22 protein-coding genes are annotated in these 26,599 nt (G+C 68.1%); 6 read left to right on the top strand and 16 right to left on the bottom strand.

Features of this window, described 5'->3' with window-relative positions; translation table 11 throughout:
* The first annotated feature begins 16 nt into the window (after positions 1–16).
* A complete protein-coding gene (locus tag ACN6PJ_RS08855; RefSeq protein ID WP_427995490.1) occupies positions 17–1,210 on the top strand; it encodes a M20 aminoacylase family protein in 1,194 nt (397 codons plus the stop codon).
* A 23-nt stretch (positions 1,211–1,233) separates the two neighbouring features.
* Here ACN6PJ_RS08855 and ACN6PJ_RS08860 read toward each other — a convergent pair whose 3' ends face one another.
* The 3 genes from ACN6PJ_RS08860 to ACN6PJ_RS08870 are packed head-to-tail and all read right to left on the bottom strand — an operon-like array spanning position 1,234 to position 4,099.
* A complete protein-coding gene (locus tag ACN6PJ_RS08860) occupies positions 1,234–2,361 on the bottom strand; it encodes a deoxyguanosinetriphosphate triphosphohydrolase (RefSeq protein ID WP_427995491.1) in 1,128 nt (375 codons plus the stop codon).
* A 23-nt stretch (positions 2,362–2,384) separates the two neighbouring features.
* Positions 2,385–3,461, bottom strand: coding sequence for a 3-dehydroquinate synthase (gene aroB, locus ACN6PJ_RS08865; RefSeq protein ID WP_427995492.1), 1,077 nt, complete (start codon positions 3,459–3,461; stop codon positions 2,385–2,387).
* Complete coding sequence (locus ACN6PJ_RS08870) at positions 3,458–4,099, bottom strand: shikimate kinase (protein ID WP_427995493.1); 642 nt, start codon at positions 4,097–4,099, stop codon at positions 3,458–3,460. The genes aroB and ACN6PJ_RS08870 overlap by 4 nt, the downstream gene beginning before the upstream one ends.
* 114 nt (positions 4,100–4,213) lie before the next feature.
* Between ACN6PJ_RS08870 and ACN6PJ_RS08875 the strand changes: the two genes are divergently transcribed.
* Entirely contained in the window at positions 4,214–6,661 is a 2,448-nt protein-coding gene (locus ACN6PJ_RS08875) for a penicillin-binding protein 1A (RefSeq protein WP_427995494.1), read from the top strand.
* 129 nt (positions 6,662–6,790) lie between these two features.
* On the opposite strand, the gene cyaY is transcribed toward ACN6PJ_RS08875, so the two are convergent.
* Positions 6,791–7,120: an iron donor protein CyaY gene (gene cyaY, locus ACN6PJ_RS08880; protein WP_043541608.1), complete on the bottom strand. Its 330-nt coding sequence runs from the start codon at positions 7,118–7,120 to the stop codon at positions 6,791–6,793.
* A gap of 55 nt (positions 7,121–7,175) precedes the next feature.
* Between cyaY and lptM the strand changes: the two genes are divergently transcribed.
* Together lptM and lysA are read left to right on the top strand one after the other, a co-directional pair.
* Positions 7,176–7,337, top strand: a complete 162-nt coding sequence (lptM, locus tag ACN6PJ_RS08885; RefSeq protein ID WP_255352843.1) for an LPS translocon maturation chaperone LptM — start codon at positions 7,176–7,178, stop codon at positions 7,335–7,337.
* Positions 7,334–8,626: a diaminopimelate decarboxylase gene (gene lysA, locus ACN6PJ_RS08890; RefSeq protein WP_427995495.1), complete on the top strand. Its 1,293-nt coding sequence runs from the start codon at positions 7,334–7,336 to the stop codon at positions 8,624–8,626. Before lptM ends, lysA begins: the two co-directional genes overlap by 4 nt.
* 36 nt (positions 8,627–8,662) lie before the next feature.
* Here the strand turns inward: lysA and ACN6PJ_RS08895 are convergent, their stop codons facing one another.
* The 6 genes from ACN6PJ_RS08895 to tssJ are packed head-to-tail and all read right to left on the bottom strand — an operon-like array spanning position 8,663 to position 17,624.
* Positions 8,663–9,997 carry a hypothetical protein gene (locus ACN6PJ_RS08895; RefSeq protein ID WP_427995496.1) on the bottom strand — a complete coding sequence of 445 codons (1,335 nt, stop codon included), beginning with the start codon at positions 9,995–9,997 and terminating at the stop codon, positions 8,663–8,665.
* A gap of 18 nt (positions 9,998–10,015) precedes the next feature.
* On the bottom strand, positions 10,016–10,732 hold the full coding sequence (gene tagF, locus ACN6PJ_RS08900) for a type VI secretion system-associated protein TagF (RefSeq protein ID WP_427995497.1): 717 nt from the start codon (positions 10,730–10,732) through the stop codon (positions 10,016–10,018).
* A 13-nt stretch (positions 10,733–10,745) separates the two neighbouring features.
* Entirely contained in the window at positions 10,746–14,375 is a 3,630-nt protein-coding gene (tssM, locus tag ACN6PJ_RS08905; protein WP_427995498.1) for a type VI secretion system membrane subunit TssM, read from the bottom strand.
* Entirely contained in the window at positions 14,372–15,661 is a 1,290-nt protein-coding gene (locus ACN6PJ_RS08910; RefSeq protein ID WP_427995499.1) for a DotU family type VI secretion system protein, read from the bottom strand. Before ACN6PJ_RS08910 ends, tssM begins: the two co-directional genes overlap by 4 nt.
* A 26-nt stretch (positions 15,662–15,687) precedes the next feature.
* Positions 15,688–17,022, bottom strand: a complete 1,335-nt coding sequence (tssK, locus tag ACN6PJ_RS08915) for a type VI secretion system baseplate subunit TssK (RefSeq protein WP_427995500.1) — start codon at positions 17,020–17,022, stop codon at positions 15,688–15,690.
* Between the two features lie 23 nt (positions 17,023–17,045).
* Positions 17,046–17,624 carry a type VI secretion system lipoprotein TssJ gene (gene tssJ / locus ACN6PJ_RS08920; RefSeq protein ID WP_427995501.1) on the bottom strand — a complete coding sequence of 193 codons (579 nt, stop codon included), beginning with the start codon at positions 17,622–17,624 and terminating at the stop codon, positions 17,046–17,048.
* Between the two features lie 119 nt (positions 17,625–17,743).
* Between tssJ and ACN6PJ_RS08925 the strand changes: the two genes are divergently transcribed.
* Together ACN6PJ_RS08925 and ACN6PJ_RS08930 are read left to right on the top strand one after the other, a co-directional pair.
* A complete protein-coding gene (locus tag ACN6PJ_RS08925) occupies positions 17,744–18,106 on the top strand; it encodes a TssQ family T6SS-associated lipoprotein (protein ID WP_427995502.1) in 363 nt (120 codons plus the stop codon).
* A 27-nt stretch (positions 18,107–18,133) separates the two neighbouring features.
* A complete protein-coding gene (locus tag ACN6PJ_RS08930; RefSeq protein WP_427995503.1) occupies positions 18,134–18,901 on the top strand; it encodes an FHA domain-containing protein in 768 nt (255 codons plus the stop codon).
* A 4-nt stretch (positions 18,902–18,905) separates the two neighbouring features.
* Here ACN6PJ_RS08930 and tssH read toward each other — a convergent pair whose 3' ends face one another.
* From tssH to ACN6PJ_RS08960, 6 genes are read right to left on the bottom strand one after another with little or no spacing between them, the layout of a single operon-like run.
* A complete protein-coding gene (tssH, locus tag ACN6PJ_RS08935; RefSeq protein ID WP_427995504.1) occupies positions 18,906–21,518 on the bottom strand; it encodes a type VI secretion system ATPase TssH in 2,613 nt (870 codons plus the stop codon).
* Between the two features lie 15 nt (positions 21,519–21,533).
* Positions 21,534–22,637: a type VI secretion system baseplate subunit TssG gene (gene tssG / locus ACN6PJ_RS08940; RefSeq protein WP_427995505.1), complete on the bottom strand. Its 1,104-nt coding sequence runs from the start codon at positions 22,635–22,637 to the stop codon at positions 21,534–21,536.
* A gap of 4 nt (positions 22,638–22,641) precedes the next feature.
* Positions 22,642–23,298 carry a DUF3540 domain-containing protein gene (locus ACN6PJ_RS08945; protein WP_427995506.1) on the bottom strand — a complete coding sequence of 219 codons (657 nt, stop codon included), beginning with the start codon at positions 23,296–23,298 and terminating at the stop codon, positions 22,642–22,644.
* A 25-nt stretch (positions 23,299–23,323) separates the two neighbouring features.
* Positions 23,324–25,228, bottom strand: a complete 1,905-nt coding sequence (tssF, locus tag ACN6PJ_RS08950) for a type VI secretion system baseplate subunit TssF (RefSeq protein WP_427995507.1) — start codon at positions 25,226–25,228, stop codon at positions 23,324–23,326.
* Positions 25,228–25,779 carry a type VI secretion system baseplate subunit TssE gene (tssE, locus tag ACN6PJ_RS08955; RefSeq protein ID WP_427995543.1) on the bottom strand — a complete coding sequence of 184 codons (552 nt, stop codon included), beginning with the start codon at positions 25,777–25,779 and terminating at the stop codon, positions 25,228–25,230. The genes tssF and tssE overlap by 1 nt, the downstream gene beginning before the upstream one ends.
* Positions 25,779–26,594 (bottom strand): type VI secretion system accessory protein TagJ, encoded by an 816-nt coding sequence (locus tag ACN6PJ_RS08960; RefSeq protein WP_427995508.1) that lies wholly within the window; start codon positions 26,592–26,594, stop codon positions 25,779–25,781. Before ACN6PJ_RS08960 ends, tssE begins: the two co-directional genes overlap by 1 nt.
* Positions 26,595–26,599 lie beyond the last annotated feature (5 nt).

Raw genomic sequence — 26,599 nt, forward strand, 5'->3', positions numbered from 1 at the left:
CGAGGAGAGACCCGACATGCATCCGATCCTGCAGACCATGACCGCCCAGGCAGACGAATTCGTTTCGATCCGGCGGGATATCCACCGCAACCCCGAACTCGGCTTCCAGGAATTCCGCACCAGCGACCTGGTGGCGCAATGCCTGACGCAATGGGGCTACGAAGTAGAGCGCGGGCTGGGCGGGACCGGCGTGGTCGGGCAATTGCGCCGCGGCGCGGGCGCCAAGCGCCTGGGCCTGCGGGCCGACATGGACGCCCTGCCCATCCAGGAGGCCACGGGCCTGGAACACGCCAGCCGCAACGAAGGCGTCATGCACGCCTGCGGCCATGACGGCCATACCGCGATGCTGCTGGCCGCGGCCCATCAGCTGGCCCGGCATGGCGATTTCAGCGGCACCCTCAACCTGATCTTCCAGCCCGCCGAAGAAGGCCTGGGCGGGGCCAAGCGCATGATGGAGGATGGGCTGTTCCGCAAGTATCCGTGCGACGCCATCTTCGCCATGCACAACATGCCCGGCCATCCGCAAGGCCACCTGCTGCTGCGCGACGGCCCCGCCATGGCTTCGTCCGACAACGTCACCATCGTGCTGGAAGGCGTGGGCGGACACGGCGCGGTCCCGCACCGTGCCGCCGATCCCATCGTCGCCGGGTCGGCCATCGTCATGGGGCTGCAGAGCATCGTCGCCCGCAACGTCGATCCCCTGCACGCGGCGGTGATCACGGTCGGCGCGTTCAATGCCGGCAAGGCGAACAACGTCATTCCACAGACGGCGACGCTGAAGCTCAGCGTGCGCGCGTTGGACCGCCAGGTGCGGGACACGCTGCAGGCGCGCATCACCGAACTCGTCCACAGTCAGGCGGCCAGCTACCAGGTGCGGGCGGCCATCGAGTACAGCCGCGGCTATCCCGTGCTGGTGAACACCCGGGCCGAGACGGACTTCGCGCGTGAGGTGGCGATGGAGCTCGTGGGCGCCGACAAGGTCGATCCGCAGACCCGGCCGCTGACCGGCAGCGAGGATTTCGCCTTCATGCTGGAGGAAGTGCCGGGCTCGTATCTGCTCGTCGGCAATGGCGACGGCTCGCCCGACGGCTTCAACAGCGGCCATGGCGCCTGCATGGTGCACAACCCCGGCTATGACTTCAACGACCACAGCCTGCCCGTGGGCGCGGCGTACTGGGTCTTGCTGGCGCGGCGCTACCTGGCGGGCTGAGCCCGTGGCGGTTTCGCGCGGCCCTAGCTCATCTCGAACAGGCGCCGGTGTTCGCGGATGGCGTAGCGATCCGTCATGCCGGCGATATAGTCGGCGATTGCCCGGGCCTGCTCGTTGAACGACGGCCTGCGATAGTCGGGCGGCAGCAGCCGCGGATCGTCCAGGAATGCAACGAACAGTTCGCGCACGATGCGCCGCGCCTTGGTCGTCATGCGCAGGACGCGGTAATGGCGGTAGAGGTTGTCGAACAGGAACTTCTTCAGTTCGTCTGCCTCGCGCCGGATCTCGTCCGAAAAGCTCGCCAGCATCGGGGCGCGGCGCACGTCGTCCGCGGTAGCGGGCGCGAATTCGCGTATGCGCGCCAGCGAGGTCTGCGTCAGGTCGACGATCAGCGTATTGATCATCCGGCGGATGGTCTCGGCCACCGCGCGGCGCGGGGCCAGGCCGGGATAGCGTTCCAGCACGTAGGCGTGGTGCCGCTCGAAGATCGACACGTCCTTCAGCTGTTCCAGCGTGATCAGCCCGGAACGCAGGCCGTCGTCGATATCGTGGTTGTTGTAGGCGACTTCGTCCGCCAGATTGGCCAGCTGAGCCTCCAGCGACGGCTGCGTGCGGTTCAGGAAGCGTTCGCCTACCTCGCCCAGCTGGCGCGCATGCGTGGCCGAGCAGTGCTTCAGTATGCCCTCCCGCGTTTCGAAGCACAGGTTCAGGCCATTGAAGTCGGCGTAGCGTTCTTCAAGCTCGTCCACCACCCTCAGGCTTTGCAGGTTGTGCTCGAAGCCGCCGGCCTCCGGCGCCAGCTCGCGCATGCAGGCGTTCAACTCGTCCTGGCCCGCATGGCCGAACGGCGTATGCCCCAGGTCATGGGCCAGCGAGATGGCTTCGGTGAGGTCTTCGGAAAGGCCCAGGCTGCGCGCCAGCGTGCGCGCGATCTGGGCGACTTCCAGGCTGTGGGTGAGACGGGTCCGGAACAGGTCGCCTTCGTGGTTCACGAAGACCTGGGTCTTGTATTCCAGGCGCCGGAACGCGCCGGAATGGACGATGCGGTCGCGGTCCCGCTGAAACTCGGTCCGATTTTCCGGCGGCGGCTCGGCGTAGGTCCGCCCGCGCGATTGAGACGGGTGGGATGCATAGGAAGCCAACTCTTTCATCTGCAACACCGTCTCCCTTGCCTCTATTGGGTGGTGCGGGCCAGGACGGCGCGCACGGCATCGTCGGGGGCCGGCCGGGTGACGGCTTCGCCGATGCGGGTCATGAGCACGTAGCGGATCGAGCCGCCTTCCGTCTTCTTGTCCACTTGCATCAATTCCAGCCAGCGGTCCGCCCCCAGGTCCGGCGCCACGGCGGGACAGCCGATGGCGGACACCAGGGCGCGTACGCGGGCCACGTCATTGCGGTCGAAGCCGGCGACGTCGGCGGAGAGCTCGGCGGCCTGCACCATGCCGCAGCCCACCGCTTCGCCGTGCAGCCAGGCGCCGTAGCCCAGGCCGGATTCGATGGCATGGCCGAAAGTGTGGCCCAGGTTGAGGATGGCGCGCAGGCCGGATTCGCGCTCGTCCTTGCCCACCACCTGCGCCTTGAGTTCGCATGAGCGGCGGATGGCGTAGGCGATGGCCTCCGGATCCAGCGCCCGCAGCTTCTGGGCGTTTTCCTCGCACCAGGACCAGAACGCCGGGTCCAGGATCAGCCCGTACTTGATCACTTCGGCCAGTCCCGCGGAAACCTCGCGCGCCGGCAGCGTGCCCAGCACGTCGGTATCGATCTCGACCGCGATCGGCTGGTAGAACGCGCCGATCATGTTCTTGCCCAGCGGATGATTGACGGCGGTCTTGCCGCCCACCGAAGAGTCCACCTGGGCCAGCAGGGTCGTGGGCACCTGCAGGAAACGCACGCCGCGCATGTACACCGCGGCGGCGAACCCGGTCATGTCGCCGATCACGCCCCCGCCCAGCGCCACCAGCACGCAGCGGCGGTCCAGGCGTTGGGCCAGCAGCGCGTCGAAGATCAGGTTCAGCGACTGCCAGTCCTTGTAGGCCTCGCCGTCCGGCAGCTCGATGCGCAGCACCCGCTTGCCCGTGCGCGCCAGCGCGGCCTCGGCGCGTTCGCCGTACAGGGCGGCAATGGTGGGATTGGTCACCACGGCGATCGCGGTGGCGTCGGCGGGAATGCACTGGTCCAGGGCGTCCATGCGGCCCGGGCCGATATGGATGGGGTAGCTTCCGCCCGGGGTGTCGACGTGTACAACGTTCATATGCGCTTCTCAAAAGCTTGTAATTGCGGCAGCAGGGCCTTGACCAGGGTGTGGACGGGCATGGAGCCCGTTTCCACGACCATGTCGGCCACTTCCTTGTAGAGGGGCTCGCGCAGGGTCATCAGGTCGCGCAGGGTGCCGCGCGGATCCGCGGTAGCGAGCAGGGGTCGGTTGCGGTCGCGGCAAGTGCGGCGGAACAATTCGTCCACGCTGGCCCGCAGGTAAACGACGATGCCGCGCTCTCGCAGGCGCAGGCGGTTCTCCGCCGCGAGGATGGCGCCCCCGCCGGTGGCAAGAATTATGTTGCGCCGTTGGGTACACTCTTCCAAGGCGGCGGCTTCCCGGCGACGGAAACCGGCTTCGCCCTCGATTTCGAAGATTACCGGCACCCGCACGCCGCAACGCGCCTCGAGCTCATGATCCAGATCCACAAATTCGCGCCCCAGGGCACGCGCCAGGCCACGGCCGATGGTCGTTTTGCCCGCGCCCATCATGCCCACCAGGAAAACGGGCAGGTCATGCGGCAGCGACACGGCCCCGCCTGCGCATTCCGTGGCGCAAGGCGGATTGTCGGGCGTCTCGCAGGGGGACGCCGGGTCCGGGGCAGCCTCCGGACATGAAATAGCGGAAACGTTCATGCCGGCATTATCACATTTGCCGCCAGTTGCCCGCGCACCACACTGAACAACTTTGTTACAGATGCCGGTTCCCCGCGCTAAGTCCGGACCGGAGATACCCGTAAAATCGCCGCGATGAGCAAGCCCCAGAATTCCTCCAAAAAAGACAAGCCCTCCAAGAGTGGCTCCCCGATACTGCGATTCTTCGTAAAGACCGGCATTCTTTTCGCCGGCCTGTTCCTGTGCGGCGTACTGCTGGCCGGGATGGCGTTGGCGCTGGCCTGGCCCAACCTGCCGGACCTGAACGCCATGACGGACTACCGCCCCCGGGTGCCGCTGCGCGTCTATACGGCGGATCGCGTGCTGATCGGCGAATTCGGCGAAGAGCGCCGCAACGTGCTGCGTTTCAACGAGATCCCGGACGTCATGAAATCCGCGGTGCTGGCGGCCGAAGACGACCGCTTCTACCAGCACGGCGGGATCGACTGGATGGGCGTGGCGCGCGCGGGCCTGACCAACCTGATCAGCATGTCGAAGTCGCAGGGCGCCAGCACCATCACGATGCAGGTGGCGCGCAACTTCTACCTGTCGTCGGAAAAGACCTATTCGCGCAAGTTCTACGAACTGCTGCTGACCTTCAAGATCGAATCGGAGCTCACCAAGGACCAGATCCTCGAGCTCTACATGAACCAGATCTACCTGGGCCATCGCGCCTATGGCTTCGCCGCTGCGTCGCGCACCTATTTCGGCAAGCCCCTGTCCGAGGTCACCCCCGCGGAAGCCGCCATGCTGGCCGGCATCCCCAAGGCCCCCTCGCGCTTCAACCCGATCGCCAACCGGCCCCGCGCCGAGCTGCGCCAGCGCTACGTGCTGGGCCGCATGCACTCGCTGGGCTATCTGACCGACCCCGAATACCAGCAGGCGCTGGCCCAGCCCATCGTCATGAAGTCCGCGGAAGGCACGCCGGCCGGCGGCTACTCCATCCATGGCGAGTACGTGGCGGAACTGGCGCGCCAGCTGCTGTTCAACGTGTACCAGGACAACGTCTATTCGCGCGGCATCAATATCTATACCACCGTGCAGTCCAAGGACCAGGAAGCGGCCTATCGCGCCGTGCGCGAAGGCGTGCTGGAATACACGCGCCGCGCGCCCTACCCGGGCCCCGAAGAACAGCTGGACCTGCCCCCCGGCACCGAAAACAATCCCCAGGCGCTCGATGAGTTCCTGGACGGCGTGTTCGACAAGTTCAGCGACAGCGGCGACCTGCTGACCGCGCTGGTGTTGTCGGCCAGCCCCACGGAAGTGAAGCTGGCGCGCAGCTCGCGCGAGATCATCACGGTCACCGACAAGAAGGTGCTGAGCGTGGTCGCCCGCGCGCTGAACGACAAGGCCAAGCCCGAACAGCGCATCAAGCGCGGCTCGGTGGTCTATATCCGCAAGTTCGGCGACAACTGGGAAATCATCAACCTGCCTTCGGTGCAGGCTGCCTTCGTGGCGCTGTCGCCCCAGGATGGCGCCATCCGCGCCATGGTGGGCGGTTTCGACTTCTACCGCGGCAACTTCAACCGCGTGACGCAGGCCTGGCGCCAGCCGGGCTCGAACATCAAGCCGTTCATCTACGCCGCCTCGCTGGAACGCGGCCTGACGCCGGGCACGCAGATCTCCGACCAGCCGTTCGAACTGACGGCGGCGCAGACCGGCTCCAAAGCCTGGAACCCGAAGAACTACGGCAACCAGTACGAACCCATGCTGACGTTGCGCCAGGGCCTGTACAAGTCGAAGAACATGGTGTCGATCCGTATCCTGCAGGCCATCGGGCCGCAGTATGCGCAGGACTACCTGACCCGCTTCGGCTTCGACAAGGCCCGCCAACCGGCCGTGCTGCCGCTGGCGCTGGGCGCGGGCTCGGTCACCCCGCTGCAGCTGGCCGGCGCCTTCTCGGTATTCGCCAACGGCGGCTACCGCGTCACGCCCTACCTGATCGACCGCGTCACCGACAGCAGCGGCAAGGTCATCATGCAGTCCAAGCCGGTCGTGGCCGGCGACGCCGCGGCGCGCGCCATCGATCCTCGCACCGCCTGGGTCATGGATGACATCCTGCGCGGCGTGGCCACCTACGGCACCGCCGCCCGGGCGCGCGTGCTGCTCAAGCGCAACGACATCGCCGGCAAGACGGGCACCACCAACGAGTCCGTGGACGCCTGGTTCTCCGGTTACACCCCCTCGCTGGTCGCCACCGCGTGGCTGGGCTTCGATCAGCCCAAGTCGCTGGGTTCGCGCGAAACCGGCGGCGGCGTCGCCATGCCGATCTGGGTCGACTACATGCAGACGGCGCTCAAGGGCGTGCCCGAAGAGAAGCCCCGCCCCCGTCCCGACGGCCTGCTCGTGGAAAACGGCGAATTCTATTTCTCCGAATTCCCGCCGGGCCAAGCCGTCGCGCGGCTGGGCCTGCCCGAGGCCGACACGCTGGGCGAGTTCCTCAATGGCCTGACCGGCAGCACCAGCGAGGAAACCCGCATCAAGGTCGCCCCCGGCGTCGGCACGCAGAACAACGCCCCCTGGTCGCAGAAAATCCCCTTCTGACGCCCAGCCACGAAAGGCCGGCCCATTGGGCCGGCTTTTTTTTGCCCCGGTGCCGGCCCCAGGCGCTCGCAGGCGCAATAAAAACGCCCCCGGATGGGGGCGTCGGGCACGCGGCGTGCTCCGTGCGGCCTAAAGGCGTATCGTCACAGGAACGCCCGCCGCCGCGGAGCAGATCTGCGACAGGGCGTCCGGCAATTGCGGGCCGCCTCGGGTATCGTTCCAGTGCAAGCCATCGTAGCGGTAGTGAAACCCGCCGCTGCGCGCCGCGACCCACAGCTCCTGCATGGCCGCCTGGCTATTCACCACGACGTGGGTATTGTCTTCGAAGACCATGGTCAGCACATTGCCGCTGCGGCTGGTTTCGACATCGACGTCAAGCGAAGCCGCCCAGTCATCGGCCTGGCTTTCGATGCTGTCCAGCACCTGGTCGATCAACGCAAGAAATTCGGTTTCGGTCATAATCGAGCCTGCAAGAATTACGGAGTTCCCAGTGTTCCAATTGGCATTTAGCCGCATGGCTCTTCGCATTGTAGCCACGCTAGTGACGACCGGCATGGTTGCGGCCTGCGGGTACAAGGGGCCGTTGTACATGCCGACGCCGGATGGCAAGCCGCCCTCGAGCTCACAGCCGCAGCAGAAATCGGTGCCGATACCGCCGGCGCCTCCGATTCTATGACCTCCCGATTCCCCGCGCAGCCTGAACTGGCCGGACATCCGTACTTCCAGTTCCGCAATAACGTCCTGTACGCCGAGGACGTGCCGCTGGACCACCTGGCCGAGCGGCTGGGCACGCCGCTGTACGTCTATTCGCGCGCCGCGCTCAAGGCCGCCTGGGAATCCTATCGCAGCGCCGTCGGGCGGCGCCCCGTGCTGGTGTGCTACGGCATGAAGGCCAACTCCAACCTGGCCGTCCTGAAGGAGTTCGCCCGCCTGGGCGCGGGCTTCGACATCGTTTCGGGCGGCGAGCTCAAACGCGCCCTCGCGGCAGGGGCCGATCCATCCAGGATCGTGTTTTCCGGCGTGGGCAAGCAGGCCTGGGAAATGCGCGATGCGCTCGCGGCCAAGGTCAAATGCTTCAACGTGGAGTCCGAGGCCGAATTGCGTCGGCTCTCCGAGGTCGCGGAGGACATGGGCGTGCGCGCCCCCGTTTCGCTCCGGGTGAACCCGGACGTGGATGCGCAGACCCACCCTTACATTTCCACCGGCCTGAAGGAAAACAAGTTCGGCATCGCCATCGGATCGGCGCTGGAGGCCTACCGTTGCGCGCGGTCGCTGCCGGCACTGGACATCGTGGGCGTGGATTGCCATATCGGCTCGCAGCTCACCGACATCAGCCCCTATTTCGACGCCCTGGAAAAACTGCTGGACCTGATCGAAAAGCTGGCCCAGGACGGCATCCGGATCAGCCATCTGGACCTGGGAGGCGGCCTGGGCATCCGCTATACGGATGAAACCCCGCCCTCGCCCAAGGCCCTGCTCGACCATGTCTTCACGCGCCTGGAAGCGCGCGGCCTGGGGGATCTGCACCTGGTGCTGGAGCCGGGCCGCTCGCTCGTCGGCAACGCCGGCGTGCTGCTCACGACGGTCCAGTACCTCAAGCACTCGGAAGCGCGCAATTTCGCAATCGTCGACGCAGCCATGAACGACCTGCTGCGCCCGGCCCTGTACGAGGCCTTCCACGGCGTGCGCGCGGTGCATCCCCGCGCCGGCGAAGAAACCCTGTACGACATCGTCGGTCCGGTCTGCGAAAGCGCCGACTGGCTGGCGAAGCAGCGCAAGCTGGCCATCGAGCAGGGCGACCTGCTGGCGGTGGAATCCGCGGGCGCCTACAGCATGGCCATGGCCAGCAATTACAACGCCCGTCCCCGCGCGGCCGAAGTCATGGTCGACGGCGACAAATACTACGTGGTGCGCCGGCGCGAAACGCTGGACGACCTGCTCAAGGGCGAATCCACCCTGCCCTGACCGGCGCCGTCCATGGGCGCCGCCGCCCCGGCCCGCTCATTCGAATTCGTGCGTAATCGCGGCGGGCCTGCCCGGCGCCACCGTCAAGGTCATGCGATGCTCTCCCGCAGAGGCGTTGCGCACCGTCACCTGATAGCGTCCCGGCGCCAGCGACAGCTGGCGCAGTGGCGGGCTCACGCCTCTCGAACGGCCATTGACCAGCACCTCGCCCCAGGGCCGCACCGCCACGCGCACCGTGACGGGCGCCGCCTTGGGCGGCTCCTGGGCCGCCGGCGCGGCTGGTTCGGCCGCGGCCGGGCCGGCCGCCTGCGGCGAGAGCGGGTCGGCAGCGGTTTCCGGATGGGCCGCGGCCTGCGGCGCGGCGCCGGGCGGATCGGCCGTGGCGCTGGCGTTGGTTTCTCCGGTAAGCGGAGCTGGCTCGGCGGCGGCGCCGGGCGGCGGCGCAACTGGCTCAACCGGCCGCTCGCCGGCAGGCGGGGCCGGGGGGGATTCGGGCGCGGCAGGAACCGCGGACGCGGGCGCAGCGGGAGCGGCGGGCGCCGGTTGCGCCGCCTGCGGCGCGGCGGCTAACTGCGCCGGCGGCTCGGTCCATTGGACCCAGCCATACGCTCCCGCCGCCAGCAGCAGGATCCCCGCCGCCGTCCAGGGCAGGACGCGCCTGCCGCCAGCGGGATGTTCCGGCCGCATCGCCGTCAGGCGCACCGCAAGCGCCGGGGAGGCCTCGCCGCCTGCGGGAACCTCCGCCATCAGCGAAGGCGTAGCCAGGCCCGGGTCCGCGACGGGAGCCTCCGGCGGCGGCAATGCCCCCATCGCCTCGGCCAGCGCCATCGCCGTCCGAGGCCGCGCGCGAAACGACATCGCGAGCCCCCTGTCGACGGCGGCGCCGAACGCTTCGCCGTACGCGCCGGGCATCCATTCCTCCAGCGGCTGGCTATCGTCCCGCACGCGGCGCGCCAGCGCGCTTGGCGGGGGGGTGCCCGTCGCCAGGAAATAGGCCAGCGCCGCCAGCCCGTAAACGTCGGTCCACGGGCCGCAGGGATAGGCGGGGTCGTCCGTGTACTGCTCGAACGCGGCATAACCGGCATGCCGGGGCGCGTCTTCGTCGTCCGGCCAGGCATCCGCCGGCGCGGCCACCATGGCCCCGCCGGATGCGTCCGGGCTCACGGCGTCCGGACCGATGCCACCGTGCGCCCGGCCCCTCTCATGCAGCGCCGCCAGGGACCTGGCCACGCTGGCGACGATCCCCAGGATCGCCTCCTGGCGCCGCGGCCCCGGCGGCAGGCGGAGAAGGTCGTCGAAGCGCGAGGCGCCGGAGCCGGAAGGAACGCCGGCCACGCCCGGGCCCGGCGGCACAGCGAAAGTTCGGAACATGCGTTTCTCCGACAGGGTTCAGGGGTGCCAGGTGGGCAGCGAGGAAAACAATCTGGCGAACAGGGTGGCGTTCAGCGCGCCTCCATGGACATAGGTCTGCAACGCCGCCCCGTCCGCCTGGTTGGTCCACCAATAGCTCGTATGCGAACTGGGATTGAAGCAGAACGGCAGGTCGGGCCAGGCGCCCAGCGCGCGCCGCGCCAGGGGCGCCGATTCCTGCTCCAGGCCCGCGCTCAGAATGTCCATGATGTCGCTGCCCGCGGGCCGCGGCGGCAGGCCGGACGCCGCGGTCGGCATGCGCACCTGCTGCAGGCTGCGGTCGAACTGTTCCGGCGGGCAGCCGTGGCGCACCGCAGCAAGCATGCTCGCGCCGATCTGCCGGTAGTAATCAGTGGCGCCGTCCAGGATACTGCTATGGTACTGCGCGGGCGGCAGCGCCATGACGACGCACAAGGGGTAGCCGCGGCCCACGCGGTCACGGCTTGGCGTGATGCACCCCAGTTGCGCAACGCCCGCGCCCGGCCCCGACGGAATGGCGAAGTTCCAGATCGGCGCCGACGCGAACCCGCGCGCCGCCGCGGCGTCCGGCGCCTGCTTGAGCGCCGCCAGCCCGAACTGCAGCCAGCGGTCCCACCAGGTGATCAGCTCGCGCGGCAGGCGCCGGTGCACGAAATCGCCCGCCGCGGGTATCTTGCCGTACCAGCCCACGCGTCCACGCTCCACTCCAAGCTCCATGTCCATGTCCTGTTCACGACGCGCCGGGGCAGGCAAAAGCCTGCATCTCGGCTAGATGAAACGGGCTTTTGACGCTGCTGGCGGTGATCTCCAGCACAACCTTGCGCCCGCCCAGATCGAAGGTGGCCAAGGTGACCTCCGGCGTTGCGCCGCGCTGCAGCTGCGCGCGGTCCAGCATGCGGTTCAGCGCCCATGGGCCCGACGTCGTCATGCCCGCCGCGCCCTCCTGCGGCGTCAGCTCGATGCGCACCTGGTTGCTGCCGCGCGGGCCCGGCCACTGTACGGTGGTGGCGACCTGCGGGCCATGCGCGTAGCGCACCGCCTGGCCGTCCACGTCCATCACGAACTGGGTGATACCCGCATCCATCTCCACGGGCCGGATGGCCACCCGGTACGACGGCATGGGATTGCCCGCCATGAAATACACATCGCGGATGACTCCCGCCCGCTGGAATGCATCCAGGGTGGCCGAATTCGCGCCCGACCGTCCGTCGATCCCCGGCTTGAAGCGCCAGCGCTGGCCGGACGCGTCGATCTGGGTCGCGAGGTTCTTCTGGAAAAAATCATCCATCAGGCCGTTGGGGCCGAACAGGCGCGCCATGTCGTTGGGCGCCACGTCGCGCGTCGACCTGCTGGAAAACGGATAGCGCCCGGCCACCGACTGGCCGCAGAACACCCCGATGGTGGCGGACACGGTTTCGCCCATGCGGGCCCTCGCCACGTCGGACACCTCGCCGGAGGCGTTGACGGACAGCGCATTGAGCACGTCGCGCAGCGGCCCCGGCAGACGCCCGGCCTCGGCGCGCAGCTTCGTCACGGCATCCGAACTGGGCGCGGGACTGCCGCTGCGCAGGGCCGCGTCCGCCGCGGTCAGATAGGTATAGAGCTCGTTGATGAAACCTGTCGTGGCCGCGATGGGCGCGGACGTTGCCGCGGCTCCGCCCTCTCCCTGCGCGAGCCGGCGATACGGTTCGAAATGCTGGTCCACGATACGCTCCAGCTTCTCGTCCGAGGCGTCCGCGCGCGTCGCGGCGCCCGGTCCCGTCGGGCCGAACATCTGCTCCAGTGCCTCGCGCGTGCTGCTGACGCGGTCGCGCGCCTGGTCGACCAGCGACCTGTCCTCCTTGCCCGAATCCCGCAGCAAGGAGGTTTCCCGCGCGACGCCCCGCACCAGCTGCACCAGGGGCGACTCCGGCGCCGACAAGGTGCGCGCCATCTGGATGTTCTGCAACAGCGACTTGCTGGGGGCCAGCTGCAAGTCGTTCAGGTAGCCGTCCCACTGCGTCACGTAATCGTTCATGTACAGGCGCTTGATGTCGATCACCAGCTGACGCTGCGCGGCCTGGTCCAGCCGTCCGCGCAGCGGGATGTTCAGTATCCACGCGTCATCCGAGCGCAGCACCTCCGCCACGCTCGCAACGCGCTTGTTGAACACGTCCCAGTAGCCGCGGTAGCTGTAGAGCGCCGGGATGCCCTGGCTCAGCGGCTTGCCGCTCTTGCGCACGAACACCGCGCTGGCCTGCGCGCCTCCAAGCGTCACCGCCGTGCTCTCGGCGGCGGCGTCGGTATTGGCCAGGGTGCGGCGCAACCGGCTGTAGGCCCGCTGCGCCAGCGTGTAGCGCGCCAGCTTCTCGCGCGCCTGCGCCACCAGTTCATCGTCCTTCGGAAACGGCGACGCCAGCACATGGCTTTGGGTCAGGTTGCGCAGGTGCAGCGACAGCTGTTCGTACTCGCGCCGCGTGTACCCTTCCGGCAAGGTTGCCTGCATGTCCGAAAGCAGCCACGCATGCATGAATTCCGCGTCGTAGCGGTCCGCCTCGTACAGCATCAGATAGGCCCGCAATGCCTCGTACGAGTACTCCAGGTCGCTGGCCGACGCATCCCGCAACGCGGCCTCGACGCGCCGCGCCACCTGCGGCAGCAGCACCTGGTCCAGGGTATTGCCGTACACGCCCTGGGCGGCCGCCTGCAGCTTCAGGCCCTGATAGAGGCCATAGCGGTAGCCCAGCGGCGGGCTCTCGATCTCGAAGCCCTCATGCTGCGGCAGGTACCAAAGACTGTTGAGGAAAGGCATCAGGCCCAGCAGATCGCCCGTGCGCGTGATCTTGATCTCGCGCGTCAGCGTCTCCACCGCCGGCACCCGCCGCGCGACCTCTTCGACATAGGCCGAGTTGTTGCGATAGCTCAGCGCCCAGCCCGCGATCAAGGCTACGAACGCCGCCGTGACCAGTCCGTATCCGGCCCAGTGCAGCTGCCGATAGCGGCGCTCCCACCGCAGATTCCGGCTGGCCAGGCCCGCTTCACGGAAGATGACGTCCTGCAACAGGTTCTTGAGGAAGTAGCTGCGGCCCTCCGCCTCGCCCGGCACGCTGGACGCCGGCATGGCGCCGCCGTCGATGCGCAGATAGCGCTTGAGATGGCCGGTCACCTGGTCGAAGGTCTCGCCTCCCTGCGTGCCGCTGGTGAAGTACACTCCGCGCGGAATGACCCGGGCCTCGAATTTCGACGTGGCGAAGACGTCGCTCAGGAAGTGGCCCAGGATGGCCTGCAGGCCGGCGAACTGCTGCGGCAGCATGTAGGCCAGCGCCCGCCGCGACGGATCGCTTTCGGCCGCCACCACTTCCGGCAAGGCATCGTCCAGGCGCCGCTGCAGCAAGGCGTATTCGGCATGAAAGGCCTCGTACAGGTCGAATCCCGGCTCCTGCGTATACGCGTATGGCAGGGTAAAGCCCCAGACCTGCGCCAGTTCATCGCGGCTGAACGAGGCGAAATACTCCTCGAAGCCCGACAGCAGATCGGTCTTCGTGACCAGGACATAGACCGGGAATGCGATGCCCAGTTGCTCGCGCAGTTCCTGAAGCCGGCGCCGCAGCACCGCGGCATGCTGCGCCCTTTCCGCGTCGGAGGCGGACAGCAGATCTTCCACGCTGACCGTCAGCATCGCGCCGTTGATCGGCTGGCGGCCGCGGTACTTGGCCAGCAGGCCGAGAAAGCCGCGCCATTCCTCCTCGTCGCCCGTGGGATCGCTTTCGTGCGTGGTGTAGCGCCCCGCCGTGTCCAGCAGCACCGCGTCGTCGGTAAACCACCAATCGCAGTTCCGGGTGCCGCCCACCCCGCGCAAGGCCACTTTCCCGTAGCGCTCGGCCAGCGGAAAGTTCAGGCCCGAATTCACCAGCGCGGTCGTCTTGCCCGCGCCCGGCGCGCCGATGATCACATACCACGGCAGCTGGTACAGGTACTGTTTGGAGAAACGGTCGAGCGCGCCGCGGCGGCCGCGATGCTCGAAGCGCGTCTTGCGCAGCAATTCCACGGCCTCGTCGAACCGCGTTTCCAGCTGGCGGATCTCGTCGTTCTCCGCCGCTTCCTCCTGCGGCTTATCAACGCTTGTCCGGGGCCTGCGCAATTGCCCCAGCAGCTGCGCATTCAACCGCCCTTCCCGCCACTTGCGCCACACGAGGCGCAGCAGCCAGATCGCGAACATCAGCACGATGACCGCAATGCGGACCGTCTCGCTTTCCAGCGGGCGCACCGCGCCGATCGCAATGAGCGGCCCCGCGATCCAGATCAGCACGGCCAGGGCGACCAGCCCCAGGAAGTTCCACACGCGCCGGCTGAAGAACCATCCGAACAGCTTGTAGATCATTCCTGGCCTCCCTGTCCGCCAAGCTCGTGCGGCGTGGGCGGCACGAGCACGGTAATTTCGACCCGCCGGTTCAACGCGCGGCCCGCGGCCGTATCGTTGGGCGCCACGGGATCGGCGTCTCCCCGGCCCTCGGCCCTGACTCGCGCCGTCTGCCCCAGACGCCGTTCCAGCATTTCCTTCACGGCGTCCGCGCGCGCCTGCGACAGATGCCAGTTGGACGGGAAGCGCGCGCTGCGCATCGGTGTGTTGTCGGAGTAGCCGCGCACCAGGATGCTGCCCTGGGTCTCGCGCAAGGCATCCGCCACCCGCGACAGGACGGGCAGGTACTGATCGCGCACGGAACTGGCGCCGGACTCGAACACGCCGTCGCCTCGCAGCACCACGACGCTGCGGTCCACCTCGTCGCGCACGCTCACCAGCTGATCGCGGATCTCGGGAGCCAGGAACACCGCCAGGCGCGGCGCTGGCGCCGGCCGCTTCACCACCGCCGGCGCGATCTGCACGGAGGGCGGTTTCAATTTGCCGATGGACGCGAATACGTCATCGGACTGGCCGCCGAGCCGCCAGCCCAGGCCCCAATACAGCGCCAGCGCGAGGACGGCCGCCAGCGCGCCGAATACCCACAGGGGCACGGGCAGGCGCCGCAAGGGCGTCTGCGCGGGCGCATCGCGCCAATGCGGCGAGAGCGCCAGCGGATAATCGCCGCGGGCGCCGCGCAGGATCCGGAGCAGCCGCTGGCGCAGCGTTTCCAGTTGCGAGCGGCCGTTGTCTATGACGCGATAACGACCCTCGAAACCCAGCAGCAGGCAGTAATACAGCAACTCCAGCAAATCCAGGTGCTGCGCAGGGTTCTGCGACAGCTTGGCCAGCAGCTGGAAGAATTTCTCTCCCCCCCACGTCTCGTTGTGGAACGTCACGAGGAGACTGTGCGCCGACCACACGCCGCCGCCGCCCCAGGGCGTAAGCGCCGCGGCCTCGTCCAGCGCGGTGCACAGGCAATAGCGCGCGCCCAGAATGGTTTCGTTGGCAATGCCCGCCTGCTGCGCGCGCAGCTCGAACTGGCGCACCTCGTCCAGCAGATGCTCGCGCAGTATGGCGGGCGACGGATGCGCCGCGGTCGCGCGGATCTGCGGGATCAGATCCAGCAAGGGGTTCGCCGCGGCCACGAGCGGGTTGGTCCCGCTGATCACGTAGTCGTGGGGCCGCAGCCTGCCCGCGCCCGGCGCGTTGCCTTCGCCCAGGCCGCCCGGCGGGGGGCCGGACAGGGTGTGATCCGAAGCATGCATAATCGTCTCCGCCTGGTTGGCTGCGCTCAGTCGCGCAACGCCCAGAACTCCATCGTCAGTCCGGGGAAGTCGCCCGCCAGATGCAGCGCCAGCGCGCCGGTGCGCTCCAGCTGCTTCCAGAATTCGCCGCCCTTATCGAGTTCGAAATACACGTGGCCGGCGCTGTAGGGAATCTGCCGCGGCGCCACCGGCAACGCCCGCACCGCCACGCCGGGCAGCTGCAGGTGCACCAAATCGCGGATGCGCTCGACCGGGCCGATCTTGACCTGGGCAGGAAAGCGCGTGCGCACCGTCTCGACCGCCAGGTCCGCGTGCACCGCCAGCACGAACCCGGCCGTGCGCAGCAGCTCGGCATCCTGGACCTGCGCCACGCGCACGCCCTGGCCCCGGTCCTGCAGCGGGATCTGCAAGGCGCGCTGCTCCAGCACGACCGACAGAGAACGGCGCAGTTCGTTCATCAACGGAGTGAAGCTGCCCTGCAGATCGTCGTGCACGTACTCGGGCAGCACGCCCGGACGGCGCGTTGCGGAGGTGAACGTAGCAAGATCGCAAGCCAGCATCAGCCAGTCGTGGAACAGGCGCTCCGGATGCTGCGCCGCGCTCTGGCGCGCATGCCAGAGCGCGCCCAGATAGCGGTTCACCGTCTCCAGGAGCATGAAATCCGACACCTCGGAAACGCCGCCGCGGCCGGGCTGCGAGAGGCGCGACGCCAGCGCCTCGCTGCGGGCGTCGAGCAGCCCCTGGAGTTCGTTGGCAAAACCCCGCAGCACGGGATGTTCGCCCGCCGCCAACCATGGCGCCACATAGCTCTCATCGAGCGCCACACGATTGTCCGCGCGGCGCTCGGCCACTTTCACGACGCCCAGGCCCAGCCAGTCCTCGGTCAGGTCGTCTTCCAGCATCAGGCGCAGCCGCAAGCGGCCCAGCTGCATCAAGGCCGGCTCCAGCGCCATCGAGCCGGTGTCTTCCACCTCCGCCTCATGCACCATGTAGCGGGCAAGCGTGTCCTCTTCGCCCTCGTAGATGACGTCGCTGGCGCCAGGCCGCACGCGGGGCACGGCAAGCATCACGCGCGCATCGTGGGTCTGCGGGGGCACCTCGAGCGCCGCGGGCGCCGCGTCCGGATGCGAGAAGTCGAAGGGCGTGCCATCGGGCATGATGCCCTGCGCCTGCGTCAACACCACTTTCCCGATCGCCAGGGCGTCCCGGTCCAGCGACAAATGGCTAAACCCCCAGAAGAACCCCTGGACGGCGGCGGCGCGCTGCTGCGCGGCATGCAGCATATGGCGCTCGAGCTGCTGGAAATGCTGAGGTCGCAGGAACATCCCCTCCGACCAGATCACTTTGTCTTTTGTCACCATGTCCGGTTCTCTTTCTTCCGCATCTAAAAGGGCCACCATGAACGGCTGCGATCCACTTCCTCCAGCCCGTCGCGCTTGACGGCGACCTTCACCGTCTCCTCGTTCGGCGAGAACTGCCAGACCTTGTAGATGTTGGTGTTCTGCGCCTCGGGCAGGGCCACCAGCAGGCGCCATTTGCTTTGTTCGAGATCCCGATAGGCCGCCACCACTCCCACGACGCGCGCCTCGGCATTGCCGGGGTACTGCACCACCTTTTTCTCGCCGGGCCGCAGGATCACCTGGTCCACGTTGAGCAACTCCGCGCCCAGCGCCGCATGCGCGTCGCCCTGCAAGGTGAAGAAATCGGTCGACTCGAAGATGCTGGACGACTTCAACTCGTAAATCGTCACCTGCACCGGCGACGGCCTGCCGCTGGCGTTCTGATTCACCTTCGGATCCGCGCGCAATTCAATGGCGTAGGGCACCGGAACCCGTTTGGCCGTCGACGAGCATCCCGCGAGCGCCACGGCGGCGGCCAGGCTCGCGACGATCGGCGCGATGCGCCGCAAGGGCCCACCCGCGCGGCGTCCCGCCAGGGCCGTTCGTTGAAATAGACCGCTCATAAGACCTCGGAAATAAAAACACACACGTCTGTTACGCCGCGACGCATACCTGCCGCGGCGGACCGCTATCATCGGCGGAATAAGCGCTTCCTCCTCTTTTCGAACGACACGCCCGTGCCATGAACAAGCCCGTCCGTATCAGCCTCATATCCAGCCTTGCGCTGCTCGCAGCCTGTGCTTCCACGCCCTCGCCGCAGGCCATCGACGCCTTGCAGCAGGTCCGCGACGAATATGCCGCCAGCCGTTTCGGCGCAGTGATCCGCACCGTGGCCACCTCCGACGCGCTCGCCACCGCGCCCAGACCCATGCGGGTCGAGGCGCTGAAACTGCAAGCCTTCAGCTACTGCGTCACCGACTATCGCGAGCTCTGCGAAGACAGCTTCATCCGCATCCTGCAGCTGCAACCCTCGTTCCAACTCGCACCCAACGAAATCGGGCACCCCCAATGGGGACCGGCATTCCAGGCGGCCCAGGCCCGCTGACGCGCCAACGGCGCCAAGGAGACAGGCGTGAAGCTCACCGTGTTCCAGCATGCCGGCGATCCGGCCTTCGAACCCATCCATGCCGTGTTCTCGGCACCGGGCGGCACGGTGGGCCGCAGCGCCGACAACCATCTGGCGCTGCCGGATCCCTCGCGCGCGATTTGCCGCGTGCAGGCGGTCATTCGCGTAAGCGGCCCGGATTCCGTGTTTCTCCTGAACCTGAGCGGCATGAGCACGGTCAGCGTCAACGGTCGGGCAGTGGCGCAGGATCAGGAAGTGCCGCTGAATCCAGGCGATGAGGTGGAAATCGGCGGCTACCGGCTGCGGGCGGAGGCCGCCGCGCCCAATGCCGAGGCTGCCGCTACCGCTGCGGCCGCTGTCGTCGACGATGATGTATTCGCCGACCTGATCGGGCCGGGCACCTTGCCCGTGGGCAGCGCGCCGGACGTGTCCTCGCACCCCTTCGATCTGGACTCCGCGCAGGCCCGCAACGCGGAAGATCCCTTGCAGCATCTGCCGCCGGGAGATGCGGAGGTGTCGCGTCCGGTCACCGATCCCCTGGCGCTTTTCGGCGCCCCCGGCGATGCCGCGCCCAGCATCTTCTCCGATGGCACGCCGTCCGCCCTGCCCGCCCACGACCCGCTGGCCGAGCACCGGGACCACCCGGTCGAAGAAACCCTTGCCGGCACCCGCCAGGCCCAGGAAAGCCGCAGCGCGCCCGATCATCTCCAGGAGATCGGCGGCTTCATGCGCCCGGCAGCCGTCAAGCGGACGCCTGACGGCCAGGACCGCTAGCGGCTCACGCGTAGTCATAGCGGAACTCCCCGTCGGCCGCGGACAGGCCTACCCGCCGCAGGCGGCGGTCCTGCATGGAGGCGCCCAACAATTCCCGGCCGATCTTCGGCAACACCGTATTCGTAAGCACGGCATCCACCATGCGGGCGCCGGACTCCACTTCCGCGCAGCGCGCGACAACCAGCGCGACGGCCTCCGGGGCCACCTCCAGCGCAATGCCGTGGTGCGCCGACAGGCGGCGGCGCACCCGCTCGAATTGCAGCGCCACGATGCGCTCCAGCATGGCGTCCGGCAACGGAAGGTAGGGAACGGCGACCAGCCTTCCCAGCAGGGCGGCGGGAAAGGCCTGCAGCAAGGGTTCGCGCAGCGCGGCCGCCAATCCCTGGGCATCCGGCATCAGCGCCGGATCCGAGCACAGGGCTGCGATCCGATCCGCGCCCACGTTGGAAGTCAGGATGATGATCGTGTTGCGGAAATCGATATACCGCCCCTCGCCGTCTTCCATCCAGCCCTTGTCGAAGACCTGGAAGAAAACCTCGTGCACGTCGGCATGGGCCTTCTCCACCTCGTCGAGCAACACCACGCTGTAGGGCCGCCTTCGCACGGCCTCGGTCAGCACGCCGCCCTCTCCATAGCCGACATACCCGGGCGGCGCCCCCTTCAGCGTGGACACCGTGTGCGATTCCTGGAACTCGCTCATGTTGATGGTGATCAGGTTCTGCTCCCCGCCATAGAGCGCCTCCGCCAGGGCCAGGGCGGTCTCCGTCTTGCCCACGCCGCTCGGACCGCAAAGCAGGAACACACCCACCGGCTTGTCGGGATCGGTCAGGCGCGCCCGCGACGTCTGGACCCGGCGCGCCACCGCCTCCAGTCCCTCGCGTTGGCCGATCACGCGCTTTTCCAGCGTATCGGCCAGGGCAAGCACCGCTTGCGCCTCGTCGCGCACCATGCGTCCCACCGGAATGCCGGTCCAATCGGCCACCACCGCCGCCACCGCCGCCGCGTCGACCGCGCAATGGATCATCGGAGCCTCCCGCTGGCTTCGCGCCAGCGCTTCCTGCGCCTGCGCCAGCGCCTGCCGCGGGTCTTCCTGTTCCTGATCCGATGCCTGGTCCAGCGCCTCGCGCATCGAAAGCACGCGCCCGGCCAGCGTCTTCTCGGCCTCCCAGCGCGCCGCCAGGATCTGCTCGCTTTCCGCTGCGGCGGCCAGCTCGGCCGCCAGGCGTTCGACCCGCTCCGCGTCGCCCGCGCCCAGGCGGCGCTCACGCTCGGCGATGCGTTGCGCGGTTTCCAGGGCCTGGATGCGCCTGCGGGCGTCTTCCAGGCTTGGGGGCACGGCGTGCTGGCTGACCGCGACGCGCGCGCAGGCCGTATCCAGCAGCGCGACGGCTTTGTCGGGCAGCTGGCGCGCCGGGATGTAGCGATGCGACAAGGTCACCGCCGCCTCGATCGCTTCGTCCAGCAGCAGCACGCCATGATGCGCCTGCAGGGTCTCGGCCAGCCCCCTCAGCATCCCGAATGCCCGCGTCTCGTCCGGCTCGTGGATCTGGATCACCTGGAAACGGCGGCTCAGCGCGGGATCTTTCTCGATGTACTTCTTGTATTCCGACCACGTCGTCGCGCCGATGGTGCGCAACTGGCCTCGCGCCAGCGCCGGCTTGAGCAGGTTGGCCGCGTCCCCCGTGCCCGCCGCCCCGCCGGCGCCGACCAATGTATGGATCTCGTCGATGAACAGCACGATCGGCCTCTCGCTGGCCTGCACCTCGTCGATGACGCTGCGCAGCCGCTGCTCGAACTCGCCCTTCACGCCCGCGCCCGCCTGCAACAATCCGATGTCCAGCAGATACAGGGAAACATCGCGCAGCTGCGGCGGCACGTCCCCGCCCGCCAGGCGCAGCGCCAGCCCCTCCACGACCGCGGTCTTGCCCACGCCCGCCTCGCCCGCCAGCAGCGGGTTGTTCTGGCGGCGCCGCATCAGCACGTCGATGATCTGGCGGATCTCTTCGTCGCGCCCGGAAATCGGATCGATCGCGCCCTCGCGCGCCCTGGCCGTCAGGTCTACGGCGAATCGCGCAAGGGCGGAAGCGCCCTCCCGATGCGTCGCTGCGTCGCCGGACGCCGCCTGCGTTTGCGCGGCGTCTTCCGGCGACCCGCGCACGATCTCGTCCATCTGCTCGAGCAGGGCGTCCGGCGGAATACGGGAGAACTGTGCCGACATGCCCAGCAGCACATGGCGCAAGGCGTACGTCCTCGCCAGCCCGGCCAGCAAGTGGGCGCTGCGGATGCGCGCCGCGCCGTAACGCAGCGAACCCAGCACCCAGGCCCGCTCGACCGCGTGATCGATGTGTTCGGACAGATCGGAAACCGAGCCCGCGCCAGCCGGCAGGCGATCCAGTTCCGCCGTGAGATCGGCTTGCAGCCGGGCCAGATCCAGGTCGAAATGCCGCCCGATCCTGTGCAGGTCGCTGTCCTGGGCGTGCAGGATCTGATGCAGCCAATGCACCAGTTCGACATAGGGATTGCCGCGCAGCTTGCAGAACGCGGTGGCGCCCTCCAGCGTCTGGTAGAGCAGCGGATTGAGCTTTCCGAAAAGATCGATGCGGCCGATATCCGACATGGTGTCAAGGCGCCTTCACGCGCGTGGGGTCGTTGAGGGTCCGGCCGATGGACGGCCACGCGCCGGGGTGCGTCCGCGGCGTTCATAATCCAGCAGCAGGTCGCGAGCGTCGCCTTGCGCGGGCCGGCGCTTGCCCAGCCACGCGGACAGCCCTAGCGGACGCTGCGCCCCCAGCGTCAGCCCGCGCGCGTCCTGCGAGCGCAGCACCGGCCTGAAGTCCCAGTCCAGCTCCATGCCGATGTAGTGCCTGACCCAATGCGTCAGTTGCCGGGCGCGGGAGCCGCCCGGAAGAAAACTCTGGTAGTCCTCCAGTTTCAACGGGCCGATCTCGATGCGGAACTTGTGCTGGGCGTCGCGCACCGCGATTCCGAGCACCGTGTCGCGCCCCAGGCCCACCGCGCTGCCCAGGCCCAGCTGCTGCGCGGGTTCCAGGCGTATCCACTGCGGCACGAACTCGTGAATGCGCACGGGCAGGCCGAAGAAGGATTGCAGGATGTGCTTCAGGCCTTCCGGATTGCGAGTCTGGCGCACGAGATGGCCGGCCATGAAATATTTGGCATGGTCCAGCACGGCATCGCGCCGCCGCATCGACGGCTCGCCCATGTGAAGCAGGCTGGCGACGTAGCGCGTGAAGCGTTCTTCCTTGCGGTCCAGGCTGACGGTGCTCTGGGCATCGGCCCAGGCCCTGTAGAAAAGCAGGATGAGCCGGTGATGGAACACATCGGCGAATGCCGACAACGTGCGGTCGCCGTGGTGCGCCAGCCGCTCGTGGACATGTTCGGTCAGGTGCAGGGGCAAGGGGCCGTTGGGGCCGAACAGGCCGAAGCTGTAGATCGACAGTTCCGCGGGCCGCCCTTCTCCGGCGGCGCGTGCGCGCGCAACGGTGGACGGCGCGAACGCCATCGACGGTTCCTGCCGCAGCCGCACAGGCTCATGGCGCGCCACGGTATCGCGTCCCAGCGGCTTGCGGGCGCCCGAATGCGCGTCTATCCAGCGCAGGGCATGGAACAGATCGTAGGCATAGGGCTCGCGCTCCAGGGCGCGCCACCATTGCGCAAGGGCGCCGGACGCGGCGAAGGGCGAAATCGCGGGAGCGGAGGCGGGCTGGGCGACGTCCACCGTCTTACCCCATGTGGATCTGCTTGGCGTCCACCTTGACCAGGTCTGCGCCGGTCACCAGCGTATAGGCCGCGTGCAGCCGCGCGCTCTGCTCGGCCTGGAAATCGATCGCCCCGGCGCGCATCTGGTCCATTTCGCTGACGCTGCGCATGGACAGGCGCGCCATCAGGGTGATGCGGTCCAGCGCCGCCTCGTAGCTTCGTCCCACCAGCCGCGTCTCGCCCACGGTGGCATGCAGCTGCCGCGCGACCACGCGCATGCTCCCGACGGCATGACGCGCCTCGTCCGCCTCCACGCTGTACTCCGGGGCCTGCACGCGCACGGCGGCCCGGCCCCGCAATGCCACGCTCCCGGCGCTTTCCAGCGACACGTCGCCCGTGCGCGACCGCAACACCAGCTCCCCCTGCGCTTCAAGCGTGGTGCGTCCCGGCTCTGCCTGCACCGTAACCGCGAGCAGGTAGACGCGGGCCGGATCGGGGCCGCTGATCAGCACCTCATCGCCCGGCATGGGTTCCAGCAGGCAGCTGGCGGCGCGCTGCGCGGTCCAGACGCGGCCGTCGCATGCGACCGCATAGCGGCCGTCGGATTCACGTTGCAACACCTCGCCCAGCAGATGGACGGGATCGTAGGCCATGCGGTTCGAATTTGCGGCGGATTTCATCGTGCGCTCCTGTTCGTGGCGGGACCTAGACGACGGGTCTGCGTCCCATGCGGGGCTTGAAACGGGCGACCTCGCCGCGCTGCAGGGTCGACAGGACCAGCTCCGACATCAGGTTGATCGATACATGGCGCGCAAAGAACTGTTCCAATACCGCGCCGAACAAATAGGGGCTGATGCCCGAGAAGGCGGTTTCATCCACCTGCAGCGCAATGCGCACGCCCCGCCCATGGACGATGGGGCCCGGCACGGGCAGGCGGTGGTGCACCGGCGTGGCGCTGACGTGGCGCAAGCCGGATATATGCCTGCGCGTGGCGGGATCCGCCAGATTTCCATAGACGTGTAGCATCTCCCGCAGCGTCTGCGCGCCCTGCTCGGCATCCAGGTCGGTCAGGCTCAGGTAATTCAGCCCCAGATGGCTGATCAGGTGCCAGGTGGCGGCGTTCTCGGCCAGGGCCGCGCAGGGCCGGGTGGGTCCGTGCAATACCTTCACGGCGCGGACGGGCGCCGACACCCGCAACGTCAGGTCGGTCTCGGCGCCCAGGGGCAACAGCATCGCCAGGTCGCGGTTCGTGCACAGCGCTTCCAGGGTCAGGTGCCGCAGGTCGCCGGAAAACGGCGCCTCGTGCCGGTCAACCAGAGACAGGAAAACCTCGCTTCCCGTATAGCCGGTGCGGGTACCGTTGCGCTGCGCCGTGTCGGAGATCAGGCGCGGCTCGCGGCGCATGGAAAAATACGCGCCGTAGTCGTCCGGGTCGCTGCCCAGCGATCCATAGAACGGACGGAACTCCTGCTCCTGCCGCTGCGCGGAGGCATGACCGGCAACGCGCGTTACGCTGAAGACTTCATAGTCCAGCGGACGGCTGCGATCAATGACCACGTGGTACTCGGACGTGCGCGGAGTAACCGCGACGCGATCCGCCCGCTTGGGGAACAGGTTGATGACCGGAACGCAATGCAAGGCCAGATTGCCGGCCGATATCGCCCCTTCCAGCTCCGGCGCCGCCACGGAAAACAGCAGGGTCAGGTCGAACGCGCGGGTATCGCGCTGCGCGCCTTGCGGTTGCGGCGGGGTGCGCAGCCCGCTCTTCAATCCGTTGACGCTGAAGAAAAGATATCGCTGCGCAAACGCGAAATACTCCTGCAGCAGGCGGTAGCCCTGGAATACGCGCGCGTCGCCGGGCAACAGCGCCTGATCGTCGGCAAAGCCCTCATGACGCACCGAGCCCGGGGGCAGCTTATTGATCCACGCGACCGGTCGCGCCGTGTCGTGCCCCAGGACCGCCACGGTGTGGCCCATGACCACTTCCAGCAGGCGCTGCATCTGCACGTCCTGGCCATTCAGGTGAAAGACCAGTTGATCTAGGTCCAGGTCTTCGAGCCTCTGGCCGCCACCCACCTCTATCCTGATGCGCAACGCGCTCAACACGCGTCCCGTCCGCCCCGCCAGCCCCAACCGCGCCAACGGCAGATCCTGCGGCGCGGCCGTGAACTCCGCCTGTGTGACCTGCAAGGGCCACAGGCGCAAGGCATGCCCCGTCGTGAAATCGCACGGCGTCTGTTCGCCACGCGCCACGCGCCCGCGCAGCAGCGTGCCGCGCGGCAGGTCGAAGCCTCCGGCCAGCGTGCCTTCATTCATGCTCGGAGAGAACTGCACGATCGCCATGGCGGGCGTGGGCGCCAGATAGTTCGGATACACCACCTCCAGCAGCCGTTGCGAAAAGCGCGGAAACTCCGCATCCATTTTCATATGGATGCGCGCCGTCAGGAAGCTGAAACCTTCCAGCAGGCGCTCGACATAGGGATCGGCCACTTCCGTGGCGTTCATGCCCAGCCGCCGCGCCACCTTGGGATGGGCCTGGGCGAATTCCGCTCCCAATTCCCGCAAATAGACCAGCTCGCGGTTGTAGTAGTCCAGCAATCGGTCGTCCATCAGACGCCACCCAGATCGCGCAGATCCATATGGCCGCTTTCCAGATCGATATCCGTGCGGAACAGGAATTCGAGCGGTTGCGGCACGCACCACAGCATGCCCCGTATCTCCAGGCTCAGGACGTTGTGATGCTCCAGCGTGCCGGCATCGGTCACGCAGCGGACCTCTACGGAAGAATCCAGTATGCGCGGCTCGAACGCCGAGATCGCGTCGCGGATCGACTCTTCCACATCGATCCAGTCGATCTCCGACATGCGCTTTCCCGCCATGGCGCGCACGCCGAAGTTCAGGGTGGAAAGCGCCACGGGCCGATGCGCCGACAGGTCCTGCGAAGCCTGCAGGTTCACCGTGTTGAGCAGCCAGCGCAGGTCGCGCAGCACCGCCGCGCGCAACGCTTCGTGCGTGAGCATGGCGTTCTCGCGCGGCTCTTCGCGCTTGGCGGGGTCGTTGTCCGTCAGGCGGTCCAGCAAGGACGGCTGCAGGCGGTCCCGCGCCGCGCGCTGGCTTCGCGCCAGCGGCTCCCATCCGCCGGGGCTGTCCGCGAGGCCCATCATTCGAGCTCCAGGCTGCGGACATCGAGCAGCGCGAACTCGCCGCTGTCGGTCAGCCACATTCTCTGCCCGACGCCAGCATAGGTGTCCCCGTGCAGCGCGCGCCAGTCGGTCATCCGTCCCAGCTTGGCCGGGTCGGACAGCTCGACCATGCGCTCTCCCGGCGCCGCCGGATAGCGGACCGGCACCAGGCCCTGCAGCACCCGGCCATCATTCAGCTCGATCTCGGCCTGGGCCCACACCAGATCGCACAGGCCATCCGGGCCGAGCAACCGCACCCGCTTGAGCGCCGCAAAGGGCAGCCACACATAGCGTCCGCCCGCCAGGAACTCGAAGACCGGGCCCAGCCGGCTGTCGCCGTCGCAAATCCACTGGAACGGCTGCGCCACATCCTGCGTGGCGAGGCCCAGGGCGCCCGCGCGCGCGCCGGCTTCCTGGAAGGCCAGGCCGCGCAGCTCCGCTGCCTGGGCCGCGGACTGCCCATCCAGGCGCAACGCCGAAACCAGGCGCCGCAGCCAATCCGCCGGCGCGTCCAGCAGCACCGGCTCGCCTCGCCCGCCCAGCACGGCTTCGCGTTCGCGCTCCGCCGCGATGGCGCTGGCGTAGAGCGCCTGCATGGGGCGCGCCTGGGCGTTGAGATGCGCGCAGACATTCAATTGCTCGGCCGCGCGCGCCCAATCGCCCTGCACCGCCAGCAACTGGAACAGCTGCGCGCGCAGGTCGGCGTCCGCTGGCCGCCGGCGCACCTGCGCCTGCACCTCGTCCAACTGGCCGGCAAGACTGATGGCGCCGAAAGGAACGGCTGCGATAGACATGGAGA

Origin of the sequence: Achromobacter sp., assembly GCF_050285585.1 — a bacterium.
Classification (GTDB): domain Bacteria; phylum Pseudomonadota; class Gammaproteobacteria; order Burkholderiales; family Burkholderiaceae_B; genus Achromobacter.